The 22,648-nt window shown below is 36.3% G+C and carries 15 protein-coding genes; 9 read left to right on the plus strand and 6 right to left on the minus strand.

Going from position 1 to position 22,648, the window contains the following annotated elements:
- Positions 1–127: 127 nt before the first annotated feature.
- Positions 128–916: a segregation and condensation protein A gene (locus B3600_RS20235; protein ID WP_286754207.1), complete on the plus strand. Its 789-nt coding sequence runs from the start codon at positions 128–130 to the stop codon at positions 914–916.
- Positions 917–949: 33 nt separating this feature from the next.
- Here B3600_RS20235 and thiL read toward each other — a convergent pair whose 3' ends face one another.
- Both thiL and nadA read right to left on the minus strand, forming a co-directional pair.
- On the minus strand, positions 950–2,002 hold the full coding sequence (thiL, locus tag B3600_RS20240; RefSeq protein WP_070562660.1) for a thiamine-phosphate kinase: 1,053 nt from the start codon (positions 2,000–2,002) through the stop codon (positions 950–952).
- 226 nt (positions 2,003–2,228) lie between these two features.
- Complete coding sequence (nadA, locus tag B3600_RS20245) at positions 2,229–3,224, minus strand: quinolinate synthase NadA (protein ID WP_286754208.1); 996 nt, start codon at positions 3,222–3,224, stop codon at positions 2,229–2,231.
- A 3,145-nt stretch (positions 3,225–6,369) separates the two neighbouring features.
- Here nadA and nadB point away from each other — a divergent pair.
- Together nadB and B3600_RS20255 are read left to right on the plus strand one after the other, a co-directional pair.
- Positions 6,370–7,962, plus strand: coding sequence for an L-aspartate oxidase (gene nadB, locus B3600_RS20250; protein WP_286754209.1), 1,593 nt, complete (start codon positions 6,370–6,372; stop codon positions 7,960–7,962).
- Between the two features lie 5 nt (positions 7,963–7,967).
- Positions 7,968–8,474 (plus strand): gamma carbonic anhydrase family protein, encoded by a 507-nt coding sequence (locus B3600_RS20255; RefSeq protein WP_070562667.1) that lies wholly within the window; start codon positions 7,968–7,970, stop codon positions 8,472–8,474.
- 48 nt (positions 8,475–8,522) lie between these two features.
- Here the strand turns inward: B3600_RS20255 and B3600_RS20260 are convergent, their stop codons facing one another.
- From B3600_RS20260 to apaG, 4 genes are all read right to left on the minus strand, one after another.
- Positions 8,523–10,202, minus strand: coding sequence for an Ig-like domain-containing protein (locus B3600_RS20260; RefSeq protein ID WP_286754210.1), 1,680 nt, complete (start codon positions 10,200–10,202; stop codon positions 8,523–8,525).
- A 78-nt stretch (positions 10,203–10,280) separates the two neighbouring features.
- Positions 10,281–12,140: a tRNA uridine-5-carboxymethylaminomethyl(34) synthesis enzyme MnmG gene (mnmG, locus tag B3600_RS20265; protein WP_286754211.1), complete on the minus strand. Its 1,860-nt coding sequence runs from the start codon at positions 12,138–12,140 to the stop codon at positions 10,281–10,283.
- Positions 12,141–12,233: 93 nt separating this feature from the next.
- Positions 12,234–14,099: an ABC-F family ATP-binding cassette domain-containing protein gene (locus tag B3600_RS20270; protein ID WP_286735531.1), complete on the minus strand. Its 1,866-nt coding sequence runs from the start codon at positions 14,097–14,099 to the stop codon at positions 12,234–12,236.
- Between the two features lie 355 nt (positions 14,100–14,454).
- The gene (gene apaG, locus B3600_RS20275) at positions 14,455–14,841 is read right to left on the minus strand and encodes a Co2+/Mg2+ efflux protein ApaG (protein WP_046673176.1); all 387 of its coding nucleotides are present in this window, start codon (positions 14,839–14,841) and stop codon (positions 14,455–14,457) included.
- A gap of 149 nt (positions 14,842–14,990) precedes the next feature.
- Here apaG and B3600_RS20280 point away from each other — a divergent pair, with 149 nt between their 5' ends.
- The 6 genes from B3600_RS20280 (at position 14,991) to B3600_RS20305 (ending at position 22,471) form a co-directional block, all read left to right on the plus strand.
- Positions 14,991–15,701 carry an SAM-dependent methyltransferase gene (locus B3600_RS20280; protein ID WP_070562678.1) on the plus strand — a complete coding sequence of 237 codons (711 nt, stop codon included), beginning with the start codon at positions 14,991–14,993 and terminating at the stop codon, positions 15,699–15,701.
- 204 nt (positions 15,702–15,905) lie between these two features.
- On the plus strand, positions 15,906–16,661 hold the full coding sequence (locus B3600_RS20285) for an alpha/beta hydrolase (protein WP_112375164.1): 756 nt from the start codon (positions 15,906–15,908) through the stop codon (positions 16,659–16,661).
- Positions 16,662–16,683: 22 nt separating this feature from the next.
- Positions 16,684–17,169 (plus strand): hypothetical protein, encoded by a 486-nt coding sequence (locus B3600_RS20290; RefSeq protein ID WP_201639951.1) that lies wholly within the window; start codon positions 16,684–16,686, stop codon positions 17,167–17,169.
- The gene (locus B3600_RS20295) at positions 17,159–18,259 is read left to right on the plus strand and encodes a Nif3-like dinuclear metal center hexameric protein (RefSeq protein ID WP_286754212.1); all 1,101 of its coding nucleotides are present in this window, start codon (positions 17,159–17,161) and stop codon (positions 18,257–18,259) included. The genes B3600_RS20290 and B3600_RS20295 overlap by 11 nt, the downstream gene beginning before the upstream one ends.
- Positions 18,259–19,011, plus strand: a complete 753-nt coding sequence (locus B3600_RS20300; protein WP_070562689.1) for a zinc ribbon domain-containing protein — start codon at positions 18,259–18,261, stop codon at positions 19,009–19,011. Before B3600_RS20295 ends, B3600_RS20300 begins: the two co-directional genes overlap by 1 nt.
- Positions 19,012–19,153: 142 nt before the next feature.
- The gene (locus B3600_RS20305) at positions 19,154–22,471 is read left to right on the plus strand and encodes a S41 family peptidase (RefSeq protein ID WP_286754213.1); all 3,318 of its coding nucleotides are present in this window, start codon (positions 19,154–19,156) and stop codon (positions 22,469–22,471) included.
- Positions 22,472–22,648: the final 177 nt, after the last annotated feature.

Genomic DNA, 22,648 nt, shown 5'->3' on the forward strand with positions numbered 1-22,648 from the left:
AGTAACGACAATTTTATTTAATCTTTAAAATAAATCGCATTTACATATTGATGAACAACAAATAAAATAATGAATAGTTTGTATCGAAGTTATTCCAAAAGATTTTATATGTAAATTTGTATAAGATATGCAAGTAGAAGAAGGCTACGAAATCAAGCTTCCTCAATTTGAGGGACCTTTTGATTTATTATTATTTTTTATCGAACGGGATGAACTAAATATCCACGATATACCGATTTCAAAGATTACAGATGATTTTTTATCGTATGTGAGCCAAATGCAAGCGCTCAATATGGAAATGGCAAGCGAGTTTATCTTTGTTGCTTCTACACTGATGCGTATCAAAGCTAAAATGCTATTACCTCGTCTGGATCTGGACGACAATGAAAATGAAATCGATCTTAGAGAAGATCTTGTTCAAAAACTTATTCTCTATAAGCAATTTAAAGAGACCTGTGAAGAATTGAGAGTCTTGGAAGAAAATCGTCTCAAACTATACAGCCGAGGCAACATACGCTATGATATCCAACAAAGACTAAAATTAGATTCTACCGGAGAAAATTTGGATAGCTTCGACCTCTATGGTCTAATGATGATTTACGAGCAAATGATGTATCAATTCCGTAATCGTCCCCCTGAAGTAACCCATACAGTTGTCAAATATCCATACACCATTGAACAACAGAAGAAAGCAATTGCCGAACTGATTGAAATCAATAAAAAATTAGATTTTCAAGAAATTCTTAAAAACTCAGAAAATAAAATACAGTTCGTCTATAACTTTTTAGCGATTCTCGAAATGCTCCAGCAGCGATTATTACAGATCGAAGTGGGCTTAGGCTATAACAATTTCAATGTAGGTGAAAGAGATCCAAATGAGACGGAGGAACTCCTGTTTGAGGAGGAAGAAGCATAAAAAAAGACCTGTTTTGAACAGGTCTTTTTCGTATTAATCTTTTTTCTTAAATGCATTCCAGCCTTGTGCCGTTATCGGATAAAGATTCCCAGATTTGGAAATCATCTCACAACCTTCCGATCTTGGCGTCATATAACCAATAATACTAATATCAGGTAAATTCTTAATTTTATCGTGATCCGATTGCGCTATTGTAAACAATAACTCATAGTCCTCACCACCATTAAGTGCAGCTACGGTTGGATCAATGCCAAATTCCCGTCCCGTATCATAAGTCATCTGATCCAATGGAATTTTTTCCTCATATAATCGGCATCCTTTATCTGATTGTCGGCAAATATGAAGAATTTCAGATGCAAGCCCGTCCGAAATATCCATCATCGCTGTGGGCTTGATCCCTAGCTTGGCAAATAATTCAACAATGTCTTTCCGGGCTTCAGGTTTCAATTGGCGTTCAACGATATAATCCTTTCCTTCCAAATCAGGTTGTACATTCGGATTTTCTAAATAAATCTCTTTCTCACGTTCCAAGAGTTGTAAGCCCATATAAGCTGCACCGAGGTCACCGGACACACACAATAGATCTCCTTCCTGTGCTCCACTACGATAAACGATCTGATCTGCATCAGCATAGCCTATACTTGTCACAGAAATAACCAGCCCCTGTGCTGAAGCCGAAGTGTCACCCCCGATTAAATCGACATTATACTTCTTACAGGCAATCAAAGCTCCTTGATAAATTTCCTCTACGGCTTCTAATGGAAATTTAGAGGACATACCGATTGAAAAGGTAATTTGAGAAGCTATTCCATTCATCGCATAAATATCGCTCAAATTGACTTGAACAGCTTTATAACCTAAATGTTTTAATGGTACATACCTAAGATCAAAATGAATCCCTTCCAACAATAGATCAGTCGATACCAAAGTCTTCTTACCTTCGAAATCTAAAACAGCCGCATCATCCCCAATCCCCTTCACAGTGGATTTCTCTGTCAATTCAACAGCCTTACTTATATAATCAATCAGTCCAAACTCGCCCATTTCCTCTAGATTGGTCCGCTCGGTATTATCAAAATCAAACATGCTAAAAAGTTTAAAAGTTTAATATAGGTAATGCCGGATAATCATCTTTGACTGATGCATTAAGATGGCATTACAAAACAAGTATAGCTATAAGTCCAATGAATTTATATGCTTATCCAGCTAAGCGTCTTAATTACAAGCTAGGACAAACATTCATAAAAATTGTTTGTATTACGTTAAAAATCAATAATCTACGATAGCTAATCGTAGCAAAAATACAACAAATCTATAGTCCTAAGCGCGCTGATATTTCCAACATACGTTCAATAGGACGTTGTGCACGAAGAATCACATCCTCAGGAAGAAGAATTTCAGGGGACTCATACTTTAGACAGTTGTATAGCTTTTCAAGCGTATTAAGCTTCATATGCGGACAATCATTACATGCACAGGCATTATTAGGAGGAGCAGGAATAAAAGTCTTATGTGGACTTGCTTTTTGCATTTGGTAAAGAATGCCTGATTCTGTAGCAACAATATAAGCCTGGGCTTTATCTGTTTGGGTAAATTTAAGCATTCCAGCAGTCGATCCCACATAATCAGCTATCGCGAGTATATGATCTTCACACTCTGGATGGGCAATAAACTTAGCCTCGGGGTGCTCGTTTTTCAAACGGTCAATTTTATCTTGAGAAAAAATTTCATGCACCATACAAGCTCCATTCCAAAGTACCAGGTCACGTCCTGTTTTCTTCTTAACATATGCACCCAGGTTGCGATCTGGACCGAAAATGATTTTCTGATCCTCCGGAAGACTCTCAACAATCTGAACAGCGTTGCTTGATGTGCATACAATATCTGAAAGAGCTTTCAATTCAGCCGTACAATTTACATAGGTAATCACCAAATGATCAGGATATTGCTCTTTAAATTTAGCAAAAAGATGTGGTGGGCATGAATCTGACAATGAACAACCGGCTTTAGCATCTGGCAAAAGAACCTTCTTCGTCGGTGAAAGTATTTTAGCCGTCTCAGCCATGAAATGTACTCCAGCAAAAACAATTACATCTGCATCGGTTTTCGCAGCTTCCTGCGATAAGCCAAGACTATCTCCTATATAATCTGCTATATCTTGTATTTCAGACTCTTGATAATAGTGAGCCAAGATGACAGCCTTCTTTTCTTTCTTTAAGCGTTGGATCTCTTTAATCAAATCCAGTGAGGGATCAATCGGAGCATCGATATAACCTTTTGCTTGAAGCTCATAATTTACAATTTCCATGCGAGTAGTTTCAACTTTTATGAACAGCAAAAATAAGCATTGTTATATATATAAAAGTCAATTAAAAGCAAATTAATCAAGTCGTGGTAATACAGCTCTCGCTTCCATTTGATCCATAGTAGATTATAGTGAATAAAACACTGATATAAAACCTATTATTAATTAGTAACAGATTACAACGTGTTTGCTACGTCGAGCTCATTGGATAATGTCAGTTTGTAAATTTGATCGAACAATGGTAACTTTTGTCCCATTCCATGATCTTGTAGAACTGACAGCAAAATATGTATTGATCATGCAAAATAAACATTTACAAGTATTAATAGTTAAATTAATTTACATTCAGTTTAATCTCACAGTATTATGTCCATATAAACTCTTTTAGACTTGGATATTTGGAAAACTATTCAAGCTCTTCGTTTATAACAAAAACTGAAAGGGTTTATTTCACATTATTTCGATCTTCGAAAATCAGTTTCATCCATAACTTACTTTCGTAGCCTAAGAAACGTTTTTAGGCATATTACAAAACAATGAAAAATATGGCACAAAAGGAAGCTTTATTTATTAACATTTCAGATAAGAAAACGTTTTTGAGGCCGTATAGGATAGATTAATAAATCTTGGATTGATGTATAATTTTATATCAAATTCTCAGCGGGTTTATTTTGGCAAATTTTGACAGAATTGTGTATACGTGCAGCACTGAAAGCATAAAAATAGCACCGAAAATTAAATAAAGGCTCTTAGAATCGTCTATAGCATATTTTATCACTGCCTAACCAATATATGGCATTCTAATCGCGAGTAGCTGAAGTTTATATATTCTCACTTGCCAACTCATACAGCAACGATGACCAGCGTAGGGCCAAAATCAATTTTCCTAAATCATAATACGCCGCAAATAACCAATAGAAGGCATTATTTCCAAAATAAACCCGTCGAGAATAGCATATATAAGTATTATTAGCCTGTAAAAATGAATATAGGAATATAACAGGGATAAATTTATCGGATCAGGCCTAATAGGGTTGAATAAAATAATTCAGAATAAACACGATAAGAATTAGATATTTATAAAAAAATCAAATGAGTCGAGTAGAAGCGACTTTAAAAGGCACTAATTCCCGCAAATTGAAATTCGACTAAAATAATGTGTATAGTATCCAAAATAAACTGGATGAGAATTAAAAATTGACCGCTTTGATCTAGAATAGTGCCTTTATTTAATTCTAAGAAGCTTAATATAACTTTTTTTGCTATCTAATTACAGGAAATTTTATAGCAATCACAAATTCAGTCGAAATAACACAAAATAAAGTTAATAATACCTTGTATCTGGATAGAAATCCTTTAAATAGCTCTATTCTAAACTCAATATAACACAATCGGAGCGTATATACCGCTAGAATAATCATCTGGCAATAACTATCGCATAAATTACAATAAACTCAAAATGTATAACTTAAAAGATATTAATTCATATAAAATAAAAATAAATTATTCAAAATTTAGGAAATTATAAAATTTGCGGATTATAGTACTTGACATTCAAATACATAGATAATATTAAAAAAAATACTAAATATGCAACTGATAAAGCGCTTTAAAAACGACAAACTCGCTTAGAATTAAATATCCCATACAAATAACGAATCAACAAAATATATTCAATCTATAAGAGCTTTATTTTAGAAAAATAAACCCTGAGAATGATCTAAAAAATTGCCAGATAGCAATAATCCAAAATATTCTAATGTCACTGATCTAAATTTAGATATTTCCTCCATTTAGCCGATGTTGGGCTGCAAATATAGTAAGATTGTTTGTTCTGCAATAAATTATTTGAAGAAATTATCTGCATTCCAAAATTATTAACAAGTCAATCTTCGAATTTCACTTAGATCTTAAAAAATTTACTATTTAAGGCCATAGAATGTATTAAAAAGCCCTGAAAACAAATTTTTAAAAAATATCCAATTCTAAACAGGTATATTTTTAAACAATCGCCTTGAGATTCTGTTTAAAATTCAATCCCGCGAAAACCAAACAAATATCGTAGCCAAATCTGAATATAAACAGGCAGATCCAGGAATAAAAAATTCCAATAACCAAATACCTCTCAATTTCCATTTTTGAAAACTTTGCTGATAAAGTACAGAAATTTTTGACGCCAATTTTACCTCGTTGAGAAAGCAAAATTCACATATTTTTGAAAAAAATACGCAAATAAGCAAACCTCAAACAGTTTAAAATCCAAATATCAAAATCAATTAAATTGCCTTTTTCATATCAATTTTAAAAGCAAAGATTAGCAACTATTAGAATTCAATAAAAGAATTTATCTGCTCTAAAGACAGAAATATTAAAATCTCATAGCATCCAAATTTGAATTAAAACTTTTCTGATCCGATTTCTATCGGTTACAAAGCGATAAAATTGAAATAAGATCCCACACGGGAAAATATCCAAGTATAAAACGACTTAAACCTATATTTTTTTTAAAAAAATTATAAATAACGCGCTGAAACTAGATTAAATCCATACACAAAAAAAAATAAAATAAATAGTCAATCCTAAAGCGCTTTAAAAGTCAATAGGAAATTTAAAAAATAAAATAAACTCAATTAGAATTAAATATTTCAATAGGGGACTTTATAATTCCCGAATATCGAAATCTAACCGCTTCTAATCGAACTTGACAAAACTAAACAAAGATTTTCGAACGTATTCCACAATCTTTTTTTTCAATAAATACTAATTATTTAAAATAGAAAATCTCTTATTGTTTATTATGGTGTGGAAAAGTGGTATAAATTAGGTTATTTCGATTTTGATTTTAGGTTTTTATAGAGTTTTCAACAATTTTTCAACAGAATTTATTCATTAAAGACCTGATTTTTAAAATTCTAAATTATCTTATTTTTTATTTTCCATATATTTTTGTTGAATAGTTTTTGTTTAGAAAATGTGGAAATCTCTAGATTTTTGTGCGGAAAAATTTTAGAAATAAGGCTTGCAAATAGGGGATTTGTGAATTGTTAAATACTTTTCATTTTTATTTAACCTTTTATTTACACGTTTTCCACATTTTTCGTTAATTTGAATCGTCACTTTTGGGGATAGTTTGTGAATTTTAATTTATATGGCAGATAGAAAGGTAGATTTTTTGATCATTGGATCAGGTATTGCTGGATTAAGCTTTGCTTTAAAAGCATCGAAATTCGGTAAAGTATTGATAGTCACTAAGTCCAATGAGGATGAGTCTAATACAAAATATGCGCAAGGGGGAGTGGCTGCCGTTGTGGATAAGTCAGATAGCTTTGAGAAGCATATCATTGATACTCAGATTGCTGGGGATGGTTTATGCGATGTTGAAATTGTGGAAAACGTAGTGAGAGAAGCACCGGAACGGATTGCAGAACTTATTTCATACGGAACATCATTTGACAAGGAGGAATCGGGGTTATATGATCTGGCAAAAGAGGGGGGACATTCCGCTCATCGTATTTTACATTATAAAGATATAACTGGCTATGAAATTGAGCGTGCATTATTGGCGCAAGCACATAGTGATCCCAACATTGAAATCGTAACGCATTACTTTGCCATTGATTTGATTACACAGCATCATTTGGGGGAATACGTGGATAAGAACAGGGAAGACATTACCTGTTATGGAATTTATGCTTTTAATACCTCATCACATTTAGTAGATAAGATTTTGAGTAAGGTTACTGTGATGGCTTCTGGAGGAGCAGGGCATGTTTATTCAAGTACAACAAATCCAACTATTGCGACTGGAGATGGTATTGCTATGGTGTATCGGGCAAAAGGTAAGGTACGTAATATGGAGTTTATGCAATTTCACCCTACTTCTTTATACAATCCAAAGGACTCTCCTGCATTTTTGGTATCTGAAGCCGTACGTGGATTTGGGGGTATTTTAAGAAGGATCAATGGTGAATCTTTCATGGAGGAGTACGATGAACGTGCTTCTTTGGCACCAAGAGACATCGTTGCTAGAGCTATTGATGCCGAGATGAAGAAATCTGGTATAGATTATGTGTACCTTGATATCACGCATCGGAATAAGGAAGATATTATCAAGCATTTTCCAAATATTTATGAAAAGTGTCTTTCGATCGGACTGGATATGGCGAAGGATTTTATACCAGTTACACCGGCTGCGCATTACCTCTGTGGAGGAATTTATGTGGATGATTTTGGACGCAGTAGCCTCGTTAACTTATATGCTTGCGGAGAGTGTTCTTCTACTGGCCTGCATGGGGCAAACCGATTAGCTTCTAATTCACTTCTTGAAGCACTTGTTTATGCACATCGTATTTTCCTGGACGCCACAAAGTCGATAGGATTGATTAACCATATTGTTGATGTCCCCGAATGGGATGACTCTAAAACCTCTCTTTCAAATGAGGATATTTTAGTAAGTCATAATTTACGCGAGTGCCAAAAGATTATGAGTGACTATGTTGGCATTGTCCGTTCCGATTTTAGGCTTGAAAGAGCTCTTAAACGGCTACATCTCTTGTATGAGGAGACCGAAGAATTTTATCGAAATACAAGGCTTTCTGTTAAACTGTGTGAATTACGTAATGTTATTCAAGTAGCTTATATCGTGACAAAATCAGCTATGTTACGGAAAGAAAGTAGGGGATTGCATTATACAACGGACTATCCGAAACATTCGGAAGTATTACAGGATACAATTTTTTAAGGAATATGGCACTTATTTTATCTGTTTTGGATAAATCTCCGGTGATAGCCGAAGAATGCTTCTTAGCACCCAATTCAACGATTGTAGGCGATGTGGAGATTGGACATCACTGTTCGGTATGGTTTAATGCTGTCATACGCGGAGATGTCAATTATATTCGTATCGGTAATTATACTAATATTCAAGATGGAGCGGTTATACATTGTACCTATAAGAAATGCGGTACTACGATCGGAAATTATGTAAGTATAGGGCATCAGGCTATGGTACATGGATGTATTTTGGAAGATCATGTACTCATTGGTATGGGAGCTATCGTTATGGATAATGCGATTGTTGAATCGAATGTTATTGTAGCAGCTGGTGCAGTAGTTTTGGAAAATACTCGTTGTGAATCGGGATTTCTATATGCTGGAGTACCTGCCAAAAAGATAAAAGCACTTACTGAAGAGCAGAAAGATCTATTGCAGAAGCTACCACATAATTATGTTCTGTACAGTTCCTGGTTTTAGCTTAATCGAATTAGCAATATTAAATAAGTTATTTTAGAATGGCCTCAATTAATTTTTTTTGAGGCCACTCAATGAAAAACTATCTTTCTGTTCCCAATTAGCACGTATCGTAAATACTTTATTCAGATATACAACAGGTTCAGGAAAAGTTTTCTTTTCGACATCTCCAGTGTCCCAGATTCCATTATCATTGTCGTCGCGTATCACACGTATACTATACTTTCCTCCAGGATACTGTTTGTATACAACAGCCGGATTGTTCATGTTTATTTTGTCGACGCGATAGACCTTATCTTTTTTCTCATTGATTAACTCAACCAAATAGGTTGTATTGCTATCTAGATCTGTAAAATCAAATGTCAGATCCCCATAGTTTTCACTATCGTCATAGGTCAAATCGAGCTTTTTCTCTTTGTTTTGTTCGCCAAAATAGCCTGTTATAGCGCCTTCTGTAAACTCAATTTGGTACTTTTTCTCTTTTCTCCAATTATAGCGAATATGGTAGATATTGGTATTTGCTGTATCTACAGCTAGTTGGTAATTGGTCCGGACCAATGAGTCTTCTTTGAATTTTAACTTGGTTTTATCGATATTTTTGATCGGTGTGAAAGCAGATACCTGAAGGTGTGTAATTCGATCGACCCGTCCATTATTTGGCGTAAAAATAGGCTCAATTGTCTGCTCTATTTTTACATTCCCTTTTCTAATGAGAATGGTATCCAATGGTCTTTCATTTTCTGTCAGAACAAGCTTTAGGGAGTCTATTTTTAAATTTGGAATAAACAAAGTAGCCGAGTCTGATGTCTTTGAAAAACGTACTTTTTTATCCTTGTTGTTTACTTCGTCATTTAGGATATCAAGTTTGGGCTTGTCGACTCTTCTATTAAAAACAAGAAGTATACTTCCATTTTTTTCAAATTTCTTCTCTTGGGTTCTAAACTTTTTTGGGATTCCTTTGAAGATCTCCAAGTTGATATTGCTCAAGTCTCGCTCTAGCACGATAGAGTCTTTTAGGAAACCTATTTCTTCATCAGCACCATTATAGATTCTATCGTTATTTTTTTCTTGAAGTGCGTAAATGCGATAAGTTCCCTCTCTTAGATTGTTTAGTTTATAGTTACCTGCAGTATCCGTTGTCGTGAATATATTCGCCTTCTTTTTACCAAAAATCGAGTCTTGGCTAATGGGGATCAACAAGACTTTAACATCCTTTTGGACCTCTTTCGTTATAGCACTTTTTACATTACCGGATATACTGAGTGAATCTATTTTATCTCCTGTCGCGAATACGTAAGCATAATTGACCAATGCATTTCCAGCGTTATAATCAACTAGTCCTTTACCGAAGTATATGCTGTAGGTTGTATTCTTTTCTAGGGAATCAGGTAAGGTAATTTCTAGATTTTTTTTCTTCACCTTGAATTCTGGATTGCTTCCCATGTCTGGCGTAATACTGAATTCCTTTTGTTGATTTGCCAGCTTGATATACTCGTCAAACGTGATCACTATTTTTTTAGCTGTAAAATTCTTCGAAAAATTCGTAGGGCTTTCCAATAGTATCTTCGGAGGAATAGAATCTTTTGGCCCCCCCGTGGGCTGTTGTATGCTCGCACATTGTATGGACAAGCCAATAAGCATAATAAACATGCTTAAAATAAGTAATCTTGTTTTTAAGCTACTTTTTAGCCTTTCTGAACCACTTTTATTTTCTCTTAAAGAAGTTGTCATAAAAAATAGAATATTGTCTTAAATCGCTTATTTTAAGCTTTGTGATGTTTAGTGTATAAGTATTTGGCTTTCAGTTGTTTAACTCATATGGACCATCAATACAGTGATATCAGAGGGCGAAACGCCTGAGATTCTTGAAGCTTGCCCCAGTGTACGTGGTTTAACTTTAGATAACTTTTGTCTTGCCTCAATTGATAGCGATGTTAATAGGCTGTAGTCAAAATCAGGATTAATTTCTCTATCTTCCATCTTCTTCATGCGATTGACAATTTCCATCTCTTTATCGAAATAGCTTTCATATTTGAGATTGATCTCTGCTTGTTCGATGGTATCATTATCGAATTGGGAGACATAGTGTGCAAAGCCTTCGTCTCCTTTCAGAATATCTTGGATACCAACTTGTGGTCTTGCAAGAACATTACTCAACCTTGTTTTTTGTGGAAGTGCGCTTGAGCCAACTTCGGCTAATACGGTATTCATCTTTTCGACATTGGTCGAATTTTGTTTGAGATACTCAATTATTTTATTGGAGTTATCAATTTTGTCTTGCACTTTTTTGAGTCTTTCTTCTCCTACCAATCCCAATTTGTAAGCTAAGGGGGTTAAGCGAATATCAGCATTATCTTGGCGTAAAAGTAGACGGTGTTCTGCTCTTGATGTAAACATGCGGTACGGCTCTTCAGTTCCTTTTGTTACGAGGTCGTCGACCAATACACCTATATAAGATTCGGATCGTTTTAGAATAAGTTCCTTATCATCATTGATACGTTGATGCGCATTTATCCCGGCTAGGAAACCTTGAGCAGCGGCCTCTTCATAGCCAGTTGTCCCATTGATCTGTCCTGCGAAAAATAGATGTTTCACCAATTGGGTTTCTAAGGTTAGATCCAATTGCATTGGTGGAAAGTAGTCGTACTCTATGGCATAACCTGGGCGGTACATTTTCGCATTTTCAAAGCCTGGGATCAATTGCAAAGCTTTCAATTGTACGTCTTCTGGCAATGAGGTGGAGAATCCGTTGACATAAATTTCTACTGTTTTGAAGCTTTCGGGCTCCACGAATATCTGATGTCTTTCACGCTCGGCAAAACGATTTATTTTATCTTCTATTGAAGGGCAATAGCGTGGTCCCAATCCTTTGATACGTCCCGTAAACATGGGTGATTTTTCAAACCCAGTGCGTAGCATTTCGTGGACCTTATCGTTTGTATAGGTAATCCAACAACAGCGTTGTTCAGTTGGTATCTCTACATCTGTATAGGAGAACCGCCCTCTTTTTTCATCGCCCCACTGTTCTTCCATTAACGCATAATTAAGGCTTCTTCCATCAATACGTGGTGGCGTTCCTGTCTTCATTCTCCCGGATTCGAAACCAAGGGAAACAAGTTGCTCGGTTAAACCTGTGGCAGCCTTCTCTCCTGTTCTACCGCCTCCAAATTTCTTGTCCCCAATGTGAATTACACCATTTAGAAAAGTTCCATTGGTCAGTACCACGGCGTCCGATTCTATTTCTATTCCCATCGAAGTGATGACACCGCAAGCTTTTCCGTTTTTTACGATAACTTCTTTTACGGTATCTTGCCACATATCTAAATTAGGAAGAGACTCGAGTTGTAATCTCCATTCTTCTGCAAACCGCATTCGGTCATTTTGGGTCCGCGGACTCCACATGGCAGGACCTTTCGAAAGATTTAACATTCGGAATTGAATGGTTGATTTATCTGCTATGATACCAGTATATCCGCCCATAGCATCAATTTCTCTTACTATCTGTCCTTTGGCTACTCCACCGATAGCGGGGTTACAACTCATTTGCGCTATTACTCCCATATTCATTGTGATGAGTAAAGTGGACGAACCTAAGTTAGCTGCTGCCGCCGCTGCCTCACATCCGGCATGCCCCGCACCAACGACAATTACATTATATTTTTTAAACATTTTTCTATTCTTGTTCCACGTGAAACGTGGTGTTTTTATTTCTTTGTAAATTTACGTTTTCTTTGTGTTCCACGTGAAACCTCTGATGAAATTTTACATAAAATCAGCAAGATATAACCATCTTTCGGATTTATCGTCTATCTGTTTTTGGATAGATTGAATTTCTTCCGCTAAGGAAGAAAGTTTTAGATGATCTGTTACCTGGTTTAGTTCCTCCGTTTTTAACGCTACTTGTGTTTCCAGTTTTTCGATTTCTTCTTCTAGTTTGTTATATTCCAATTGTTCCTTGTACGAGAGTTTTTTCTTTTCCTCTTTTACAATTGGCTTTACCTGTTCCTGGGTTATCTTTTTTTGTTTTTCCTTTTCTAATTTTTGGATTTCTTCCTGTTCAAGTTTAAAGTCGGCATAATTTCCGTTGTATATCTGCACGATCCCCTTTCCTTCAAAAATGAAAAGTTGATCCGTCAATTTATCTAATAGATACCTGTCGTGTGATACTAATATGAGTACTCCTTTGTAGTTGTCAAGAAAATCTTCCAGCACGTTTAATGTATCAATGTCCAAATCATTGGATGGTTCATCCAGAATTAAAAAATTTGGATTCTTCATTAAAACACGCATTAATTGAAGTCTTTTTTTCTCCCCCCCACTTAATTTGTTAACGAAACCAAATTGTTTTTCAGGAGGAAATAAAAAGTGGGTTAGCAGCTGTGAAGCCGTGATTACTTCGCCATTTGCCATTTCAATATAGTCTGCTATATTTTTTACAACATCTAATACTCGATCGTTTTCATTTACTTCCAATCCGCCCTGTTTATAGTAGCCATATACTGTGGTTTCCCCTACCGCTATAGACCCTGTATCAGGTTTTTCTTCTCCCGTGATTAAATTAAGAAAGGTTGATTTTCCAGTACCATTTTTTCCCGCTAGACCAATACGATCACCTTTTTTAAAGGTGTATGAAAAATCATGTATGATTTCTTTTGCTCCATAACGTTTGGCAACATGTTCTAGTTCGAGTATTTTTGAGCCCTGCCTGCTTACTTTCACACTGAGTTGTACCGAGTCGTTTCCTTTAATTGCTTTAGATTTTTCTTCCAAGTCATAGTATGCTTCAATACGTGATTTGGATTTGGTACCACGTGCCTGTGGTTGACGACGCATCCACTCCAATTCACGGCGAAGTAGGTTTCTGCTTTTCTCAACCATAACCGCATCAATAGTTTCGCGTTCCGACTTCTTTTCTAGAAAATAAGAATAGTTACCTTTATAGGTAAAGAGATTGCCCCTATCCAGCTCTCGAATCTCCGTACAGATATTATCCAAGAAGTAGCGATCGTGCGTTACTAAAAGAACGGTTTTGCTACCTGTTGTTAGTAGTTTTTCAAGCCATTCAATAGTCTCTATATCCAAATGGTTGGTGGGTTCATCTAATATATAAATATCCGGCTCGTCTATCAAAAGCTTGGCTAGCGCAAGGCGTTTTCGTTGGCCCCCTGATAAACTTTTGATATCTTGATGGAAATCCATAATGTTTAAACGATTAAGAATCGTCTTAATATTATGCTCATACTCCCAGGCATTCAATGAACTTATTTTTTCTGTAAGATCTTCTAATTTTTTCTGATCGATATCAGTTTCCAATAACAGCTCCTCGTACTCACGGATAAGACGTTGTTGATCGTTGTCTGTACTATAAATAAAATCGTTGATTGATTTTAATCCTGTGAAATCAGGATCCTGTTCTAAGAAACCAATTTTTATACCTTTTTCTTTTACAACTTTTCCTGAGGTTGGTAAGATTCGCTCTGCTAAAATGGCGAGTAAGGTTGATTTACCTGTGCCATTGATTCCGACCAAGGCCACACGTTCTCCCTTTTGGAGACCGAAATGTAAATCTTTGAAAAGCCATCGATCATGGAAGGAATGGCTTACTTGTTCTGTAGCTAAAATACTCACGTTATATCACCCTAAATTATATTCAGTCAATTTACACGCCAAAACACTACCAGTAGGTTTCTTCTCTTGGTAGTTTATATCGTGTTGATAATCAATATTTTAGTCATATTTCTATTGATTGTCAGTTATTTATATATTGAATCAATAATCGTTTTGATTGCTGACTAATGTAATCTATTGGGTGGCATACGATCAAATGTTAGCCTTTGCCATTGGGTAAAATGATAATTCGAAGTCCCAAAGGTTCGCTTGTTCATTTGGAATGCTCGCAAAAATAAAGAAATAGTTTCTTATTCGATGCGAAAAAAGCTTCGTTATTTGATTAATTGGCAATAATGATACTGCCCTGATAAAATTAATTCAATGCGTAATCCGCTATCAGATTGAAACGTGGTATTTCAACTTGAAAGCTGCCGTTGTCCAGTGTTCGGATCATATTATAATATCCTTCCATGAATCCGAATTCGCTATTGAGATTGCAACCTGAGGTGTATTGATGAGTCTGACCAGGTTCTATAATAGGTTGTTCGCCTACTACTCCTTCTCCAGATACCTCCCTATAGTCTCCTTTTGCATCAAAAATTTTCCAATAGCGACTTATCAATTGAACCGTGTAATCGCTGAGATTTTCTATGCTGATATGATAAGCAAACATGAAATGTTCACGGTCCGGATTCGAATACTCCGATTGATAGATGGTTTCAACCGAGATTTTTACGCCTTCTGTAATTTGTGTGATCATTTGAATGATGTTTATTGTTGCAATGAATATTTACGCTAAAATACTAATAATGAGTTTAAAAATCTAAATTATAATCATTTTAAAAGGTTAAATAATGCTAAGTTTAAAATTAGTATAACCAAATGGACCTTAATTAGTAGGTTTGTATTATGGCAAATGGTATCTTATATTTAATTCCTGTTCCATTGAGTGATGACGCAGCTTTCCAGTCATTTACTCCGTATTTAGTGGAAACAATCAATTCATTGGACGAGTATATTGTAGAGAACGAAAAAACGGCGCGCAAGTTTTTAAAACTTGCAGGTTTAAAGATTCCGCAGAGCGAATTAACGATCCATGATTATGGAAAACATGTGCGGGACAAGGGAAATATAAATGATTTTTTTGAAGGCTTGAAACAAGGCAAAAGTGTTGGATTAATGTCTGAGGCGGGATGTCCTGGTGTTGCTGATCCTGGTGCTTCTATTGTAGCGCGGGCACATCAATTGGGTATTAAGGTAGTTCCTCTTGTTGGACCAAGCTCTATTCTACTGGCACTTATGGCTTCCGGATTTAGCGGTCAGAAATTTGCCTTTCATGGTTATTTGCCTATCGATAAAATTGATCGAGCTAAGGAGATTAAAAATCTCGAACAGCAATCAGCACGTGAAAAGCAGACGCAAATTTTTATTGAAACTCCATTTAGAAATAATCAGCTTTTAGCCGATCTACTAAAAATATGTAAACCTTCCACCTTACTCTGTGTTGCGTCAAATGTAACAGCTGCCGACGAAAATATACAAAGTTTGACAGTTGGTGAGTGGCGAAAACGATCGTATGATTATCATAAAAAGCCGACTATTTTTTTACTTTATGCATGATGTTTTTAGAGCTCCCCCCTACCCTATTTTCATTGATGAAGTTTAATGATGAAATTAGAAGCTGTTTTTACATGAGTGAAGTATGTTTTAATAAAGTAAGTGAGTGCTTACATTTTGTTTTTTAATAAATATGTAAACCAGGGTATCAGAATAAATGCTGAATAGAGTTTGTTAACCGTCTAGAATGATTTAATATATAACACGATGAATTACTGTAGATTATTGTCTATTATGTTTTTGTTTTCATTAGTTGGATTCAGTAAAGATCTTGCTGCACAGTCTTCTACATATGTTATTGTCCATGGAGCTTGGGGTGGTGCTTGGCAGTTTAAAAATACGGCGGTTGAGTTAGCTAAAAAGGGAAATGAGGTGTACCGACCCACACTAACAGGCCTGGGTGAGCGTTATCATTTAGCAGATACTTCTATCCGATTACAAACGCATGTCGATGATGTTGTGAATACGATCCTGTTTGAGGATCTCCATGATATTATATTGGTCGGACATAGTTATGGTGGGATGATTATCACGGCTGTGGCAGATAGTCTTCCGGATAGAATCCGTAAATTGGTTTACTTGGATGCTATACTACCGGAGGATCAACAATCTGTAATGAACTTAATGGGTAAATCCAGTGCAGCAAATGGACTGTTAAAATTAGAAAAGGATGGTTATATTTTTCCTTTCTGGGTGAAGGACATTAAGAAGCTTCCTAGGGATGTCCCCCACCCGTTAAGAACAATGACAGACAAGATCAGTTTAAAAAATCCGAAACGACTTAAAATTCCAAGTACTTACATTTTGACTTATGAGGATGGCAAAACAATTGAGGATGATGATTTTTACCCGTTTTATAGGAAGGCAAAAAATATAGGTTTTAAAACAGTCGAATTTGTTGGAGATCATAATCCACAAATAAAAAAGTTGAAAGAATTAGTAGATTTGTTGGAACAGGAATAATAAATAAGCAATAAATAGTTCAATGACGCAAGAGGAATTAATAAGAGAGTTAAGTAAGCCTGAAGTAATTTATACCGCTATGGGTATTGTTGCCATACGTATTATCGTATGGCTTCTATTTGCAAATACAATTCGAAAGACATTAAAATTGGTCGCCAAAGAAAATAGATTAATGACGCCCAACCAATCGTGGTTAGCTGCAATTCCGCTGGTTAATATTTATTGGAATTTTCAGGTTGCTTCGCGTCTAAGGGATTCTTTGATCAATGAATTTTATGATCGAAAAATAGCTGTGGAGGAAAACCCTACGTTTAGGAAAGGATCGCTATATGCATGGATTTACCTGGCGACAAATATTCCGCTCCCACTTTCTATTTCCGGTGTACTGATCATTATGCATTTTGTGACATTGGCTAATTACTGGTTTGAAATTAACGCGAATAGAAGAATTTTAGAGGAACATAATAAATTTAGAGAAAAGGAGGTAATTGTAGACCATGAAAATTAAAGAAGTCATTGACTATTTGGAGCAATTGGCTCCTTTAGATTTGCAAGAGTCTTATGATAATGCTGGCCTTATTGTGGGCGACGCCAATAGAGAGATTACAAAGGTGCTCATTTCGTTGGACTGCACAGAAGATGTTGTAAAAGAAGCCATTGATAAAGGGTGTAATTTAATTATTTCGCATCATCCCATTGTATTTAGGGGGCTAAAAAAATTTAATGGGAAAAATTATGTGGAGCGTACGGTTATTAAAGCAATTGAACATAAAGTTGCATTATATGCCATTCATACGAATCTAGATAATGTTACCGGTGGAGTGAATACGAAAATTGCCGATAAATTGGGATTAGAAAATCAGGCTATACTGGAATCTAAAACAAATGTATTGCGAAAAATGGTCGTTTTTGTACCTAGGAGTCATGTTGAAGATGTCCGACAGGCATTGTTTGATGCGGGCGCAGGTAAAATCGGAAAACACTATGATCAATGTAGTTTTAATGCGGCGGGTTATGGTAGTTTTAGACCTTTAGAAGGGGCCGATCCTACCCTTGGGGAGATTGGTGTTCAAGAGCGTGTTGAGGAAACACGAATTGAGGTTATCTACCTGAAATCTATTGAAAGAAAGTTACTTTTGGCACTCTATGAAGCTCATCCTTATGAGGAAGTAGCTTATGATTTGTTTGATATTCAAAATACGGCTGCTGAAATCGGTGCAGGAATGATTGGAAATTTGGCTGAACCAATGGCTGAATTGGAATTTTTAGCTTATCTTAAGGACAGACTGAGGTTGAATGTCATTCGTCATACAGCCTTATTAGATAAAAAAGTTAGTCGTGTAGCGGTCTGTGGTGGCTCGGGGGGATTTTTACTCGGTGCAGCCAAACGTTCTGGTGCTGATTTTTTTGTTACAGCAGACTATAAATATCATGAATTTTTTGATGCTGAAGGTGAAATCGTGATTGCAGATACGGGACATTTTGAGAGCGAACAATTTACGCAAGAATTATTGTACGACATTATTACGAAAAAATTTCCTAACTTTGCAACCTTAACAACAGAAATAGATACAAATCCTATAAAATACTACAGTTGATGGAACAAACCGTAGAACAAAAATTGAAAGCATTATGGCTGTTACAAGCCGTACATACTAAAATAGACAAAATTCGCCAAGTTCGTGGTGAATTGCCTATGGAAGTTGCAGATCTTGAAGATGAGATTGCGGGCTTAGAGACTCGTATTGAGAAGATCAGAATAGACTTAGACGATTTAGAAGATTCGATCGTTAAGCGTAAAAACATGATTAAGGATGCCCAAGCTGCTATCAAAAAATATGAGTCGCAGCTGAATGAGGTAAAGAATAATCGTGAGTACGACGCTATTTCGAAAGAAATAGAAATCCAAGGTCTTGAGATTCAGGTTTGCGAGAAACGAATCAAAGAAGCAGAATTTGAGATTCGTAACAAAACAGAAAACTACGATACTACTGTAGGAAATCTTGAGTATAGCAAAAGCGAACTTGAGGGAAAAAAGAAAGAATTGGAAACAATTACTTCTGAAACTCAAAAAGAAGAAGATGCATTGTTAGCAAAAGCTGCTGAGGCTGAAGCGAATATCGAAGAACGTTTGGTAAAGGTATACTACCGTTTGCGTAACTCGTTTAAAAACGGACTTGCTGTTGTTTCGATCGATCGTGATAGCTGTTCAGGATGTCATAATAAGATTCCTGCTCAAATGCAATCAGAAATACGTCAACGTAAGAAAATCATCATTTGTGAACACTGTGGTCGCGTTTTGGTTGATGAAGGAATTGTGTTAGAAATCGAACAAGAGTACGGTTTCTAATCCTCAATAGATAAAGGAAGGTCCTGCTGGAAAGCAGGACTTTTTTTTTGTCATATTTTTTATGCAACTTTGTTGATATACTAACTAGGTCCGCTTACAAAAGTGTAGTTTTGTGTGTGGTAAATTTAACCTTTAAACGTTTATGAATAAAACTCATTTCAAGTTATTTGCTGCCTTTTTGCTCGGTACATCCTTTCTGCAAACAAAAGCGCAAGAAACCCTATTGCTTCGAAATCCAAGTATTAGCGCCAACAATATTGCTTTTGTCTATGGTGGAGATATTTGGATTGCCGAAAAAAACGGAGCTAATCCGAGACGCCTTACAACAAATCCTGGAGTGGAACAGAATCCAATGTTTTCTCCAGATGGCAAGAAAGTTGCATTCACAGGAAATTATGACGGAAATACAGACGTATATGTAATCCCTGTAACGGGTGGTGAGCCCAAACGGATCACTTATCACCCTTCTTCGGATGTATTGCGGGGATGGCTCAATAATGATGAAGTATATTATACGACATCTCGTGATTTCACCTATGCTTTAAGTCCACGATTATACAGTTCCAATATTCAAATGTCAGGAATGGACAAGGCGCTTATTATGCCTGAGGCGACTCAGGGAAGCCCTTCTGCTGATGGTCGTTACTGGGCTTATATCAAGAACACTGATCCTACTGAAAGAGATCGAGTTGCCTTTAAACGTTATCGGGGTGGTGGTATGCCGACAATTTGGATCTTCGATACGAAAACCAAAGAAATAGAAGCTATTCCGCAGGTTAAAAGTAATGATGTTAAACCATTGTGGTTGGGAAATAAGATCTACTTCCTTTCCGATCGTGATAAAATTGTTAACATCTATAGTTATGATACCAAATCCAAAAAGGTAGAAAAGCTAACGGATTTTAAAGATTACGATGTGCGTTCGCTGAATGGAAATGGGACTGAGTTGATCTTTGAATATGCTGGCGTATTAAATACACTAAATCTGGGCGATAATAAAGTCTCTCCTTTGCATATTACGGTGAATACAGATGTAATGTATAAAAGACCGTATTATAAAGACATTAAGGACGATATACGTTATGCTACCCTATCGCCAACAGGCCAACGGGCATTATTAGAGGCGCGGGGAGAGATATTTACGGTACCTAAGGAGAAAGGTGAAGCCCGAAATTTATCTAATTCTCCGGGTTCTCATGAGCGTTTTCCGGATTGGTCTCCAAATGGAAAATGGATTTCTTATATTTCAGACAAAAATGGATCTTATCAGTTGGTGCTGATGGATCAATTTGGAAAAGATAAACCCCTGTACTTTAACTTAGGAGAAACGAACTTCTATTTCGAACCAACATGGTCACCGGATTCCAAGAAGTTGTTTTACAATGATTCACATCTTAATCTGTTTTATATTGATATCGCTTCAAAGGCCATTGTTAAAGTTGCAGACGATAAATTGAGCGGTCAAACTGGCCGTGTATCCAATCATTTCCAACCAAGCTGGTCTCCTGATTCAAAATGGATATCTTTTATACGTACATTGGAAAATGGGGTACCCGCTGTGTTTATGTATAACTTGGATACAAAGAAAACTCAGCAAATTACGGATGGTATGAGCTCTGCGCGTAGTACAGCTTTTTCCCAGGATGGTAAATATCTATTTTTTACAGCGAGTACAAATACAGGGTTGACAAATTCTGGCTTACATATGTCCGCGGTGCAGCGTAATGTTGATTATGCCGTATATGGCTTTATTTTATCCAGTAAAACACCATCATTCTTTAAGAATGATAGTGATGAGGAACAAATCCGTGAGGATAAGGTGGATAAAAAGGAAGAAGGAGATGGTGATAAAAAAGATCGTGTAAAAGAAAACGATAAAAAATCACCTAAAAAGGATAAAAAGGAAGAGGCAGTGGCAAGTAAGCCCATTGATAAATCTATTCAAGTTGACTTCGATCGTATAGAAAACAGAATAGTTGCCCTCCCTTTACCTGCTGGACCTTATTGGAATTTGAATGGTTTAGTGCCAAATCAATTGACTTACCAACGTGGGGGAACAATCGGAGCATATGATTTTAAGGATCTCGAAAACAAAACCTTAGTGGAAAATGCCCGTAGTTTTGTTATTAGCGCCGATGGTAAGAAGATGTTATATCAAACGGGAAATGGATTCAATATTGTAACAGCTGGGCAAAAAGTAGCCTCTCCTACTGCCGGCGAAGTTAAGCTAGGCGGAATTCAGCAATTGGTGGATCCCGCTGCCGAATGGAAACAGGTATTCAATGAAGTTTGGTCAATGCAAAAAGACTATTTTTATGTTGAAAACATGCATGGTGCTGACTGGAAAGCGATGAAAACCAAATATGAAAAATTCCTGCCTTTTGTAAACCATCGTTCTGATCTTGGTTATTTATTGAATGAAATGATGGGAGAAATGGTCGTGGGACACAATTATATCTATCCTGGAGATCAACCTTCCACGCCGTCGGTTTCAGTTGGTGTGTTGGGAGCAGATTATACGTTAAAGAATGGTTACTATCAGATTGCTAAATTGTTTACGCGTCTTGAATGGAATCCATCGTTCAAAGCCCCATTGGCTGAACCGGGATTAAACATCAAAGAAGAAGACTATATTGTTGCTGTTAATGGTGCTGAATTGACTGAAGATAAGGATATCTATAGTTTATTTGACAATACTGTTGGTAAACAAGTTACGTTGAAGGTCAATTCAAAACCTTCATTGGTCGGCGCTCGTGAAGTAATCGTTAAACCGATCTCGTTTAGCGACGAGATGAATTTGCGGAGCATGGAATGGGTTGAAAGGAACCGTAAGAAAGTAAATGAATTGAGTAATGGGCAAATAGCTTATGTTTACATGCCAAATACCGGTGCTGAAGGTTATACCTATTTCAATCGTTATTATTTCGCTCAGATGGATAAAAAGGCTCTTCTGATGGATGAAAGAAACAATGGTGGTGGCTGGGTGGCCGATTATGTCATTGATCTTTTGTCCCGTGAACTGATTGCTGGCTGGGGAATTCGTGATGGAAAAGGATTTACTACACCAGGAAATGGTATTTATGGACCTAAAGCCATGATCATTAATGAAAATGCAGGTTCAGGTGGCGATATGATGCCTTATATGTTCCGTTTTAAAGGGCTGGGTAAATTGGTTGGTCGTACGACAATGGGGATTTTGGTTGGCATAAGTGGCTATCCTCCTTTATTGGATGGCGGCCGTATTACTTCGCCAAACTTCGGTGTATATGACCTCAAAGGAAATTGGATTATTGAAAATGAAGGTGTGGCTCCTGATGTATTTATCGAACAATTGCCTAAAGATCTTTTGGAGGGTCGTGATCCTCAACTTGAAAGAACGGTGAAGATATTGTTGGAAGAAATGAAAACATATCCTTACAAAAATTTACAAAAACCAGCCGATCCTATTCGGGTGAATTAAAAGAGTATAAATCTAAGGGCTTTGAAGAGATTCAAAGCCCTTTTTTGATCATATAGTTTGTATGTAACTGCATCCATATCCGAGATGATTGAATATATCTCGTGTAGTTTTTATCGTAATTAGATCATATCATTCGTTTTCATTAGGCCAATACAAATCAGATGCTAAAATTTGATT

Source organism: Sphingobacterium sp. UBA2480 (genome assembly GCF_002341965.1).
GTDB classification, from domain to species: Bacteria; Bacteroidota; Bacteroidia; order Sphingobacteriales; family Sphingobacteriaceae; genus Sphingobacterium; species Sphingobacterium multivorum.

Coding starts and splice junctions, on each gene's coding strand:
- B3600_RS20235 (WP_286754207.1), top strand. CDS start 128: ATGCAAGTAGAAGAAGGCTACGAAATCAAGCTTCCTCAATTTGAGGGA.
- thiL (WP_070562660.1), bottom strand. CDS start 2,002: ATGTTTGATTTTGATAATACCGAGCGGACCAATCTAGAGGAAATGGGC.
- nadA (WP_286754208.1), bottom strand. CDS start 3,224: ATGGAAATTGTAAATTATGAGCTTCAAGCAAAAGGTTATATCGATGCT.
- nadB (WP_286754209.1), top strand. CDS start 6,370: ATGGCAGATAGAAAGGTAGATTTTTTGATCATTGGATCAGGTATTGCT.
- B3600_RS20255 (WP_070562667.1), top strand. CDS start 7,968: ATGGCACTTATTTTATCTGTTTTGGATAAATCTCCGGTGATAGCCGAA.
- B3600_RS20260 (WP_286754210.1), bottom strand. CDS start 10,202: ATGACAACTTCTTTAAGAGAAAATAAAAGTGGTTCAGAAAGGCTAAAA.
- mnmG (WP_286754211.1), bottom strand. CDS start 12,140: ATGTTTAAAAAATATAATGTAATTGTCGTTGGTGCGGGGCATGCCGGA.
- apaG (WP_046673176.1), bottom strand. CDS start 14,841: ATGATCACACAAATTACAGAAGGCGTAAAAATCTCGGTTGAAACCATC.
- B3600_RS20280 (WP_070562678.1), top strand. CDS start 14,991: ATGGCAAATGGTATCTTATATTTAATTCCTGTTCCATTGAGTGATGAC.
- B3600_RS20285 (WP_112375164.1), top strand. CDS start 15,906: ATGAATTACTGTAGATTATTGTCTATTATGTTTTTGTTTTCATTAGTT.
- B3600_RS20290 (WP_201639951.1), top strand. CDS start 16,684: ATGACGCAAGAGGAATTAATAAGAGAGTTAAGTAAGCCTGAAGTAATT.
- B3600_RS20295 (WP_286754212.1), top strand. CDS start 17,159: ATGAAAATTAAAGAAGTCATTGACTATTTGGAGCAATTGGCTCCTTTA.
- B3600_RS20300 (WP_070562689.1), top strand. CDS start 18,259: ATGGAACAAACCGTAGAACAAAAATTGAAAGCATTATGGCTGTTACAA.
- B3600_RS20305 (WP_286754213.1), top strand. CDS start 19,154: ATGAATAAAACTCATTTCAAGTTATTTGCTGCCTTTTTGCTCGGTACA.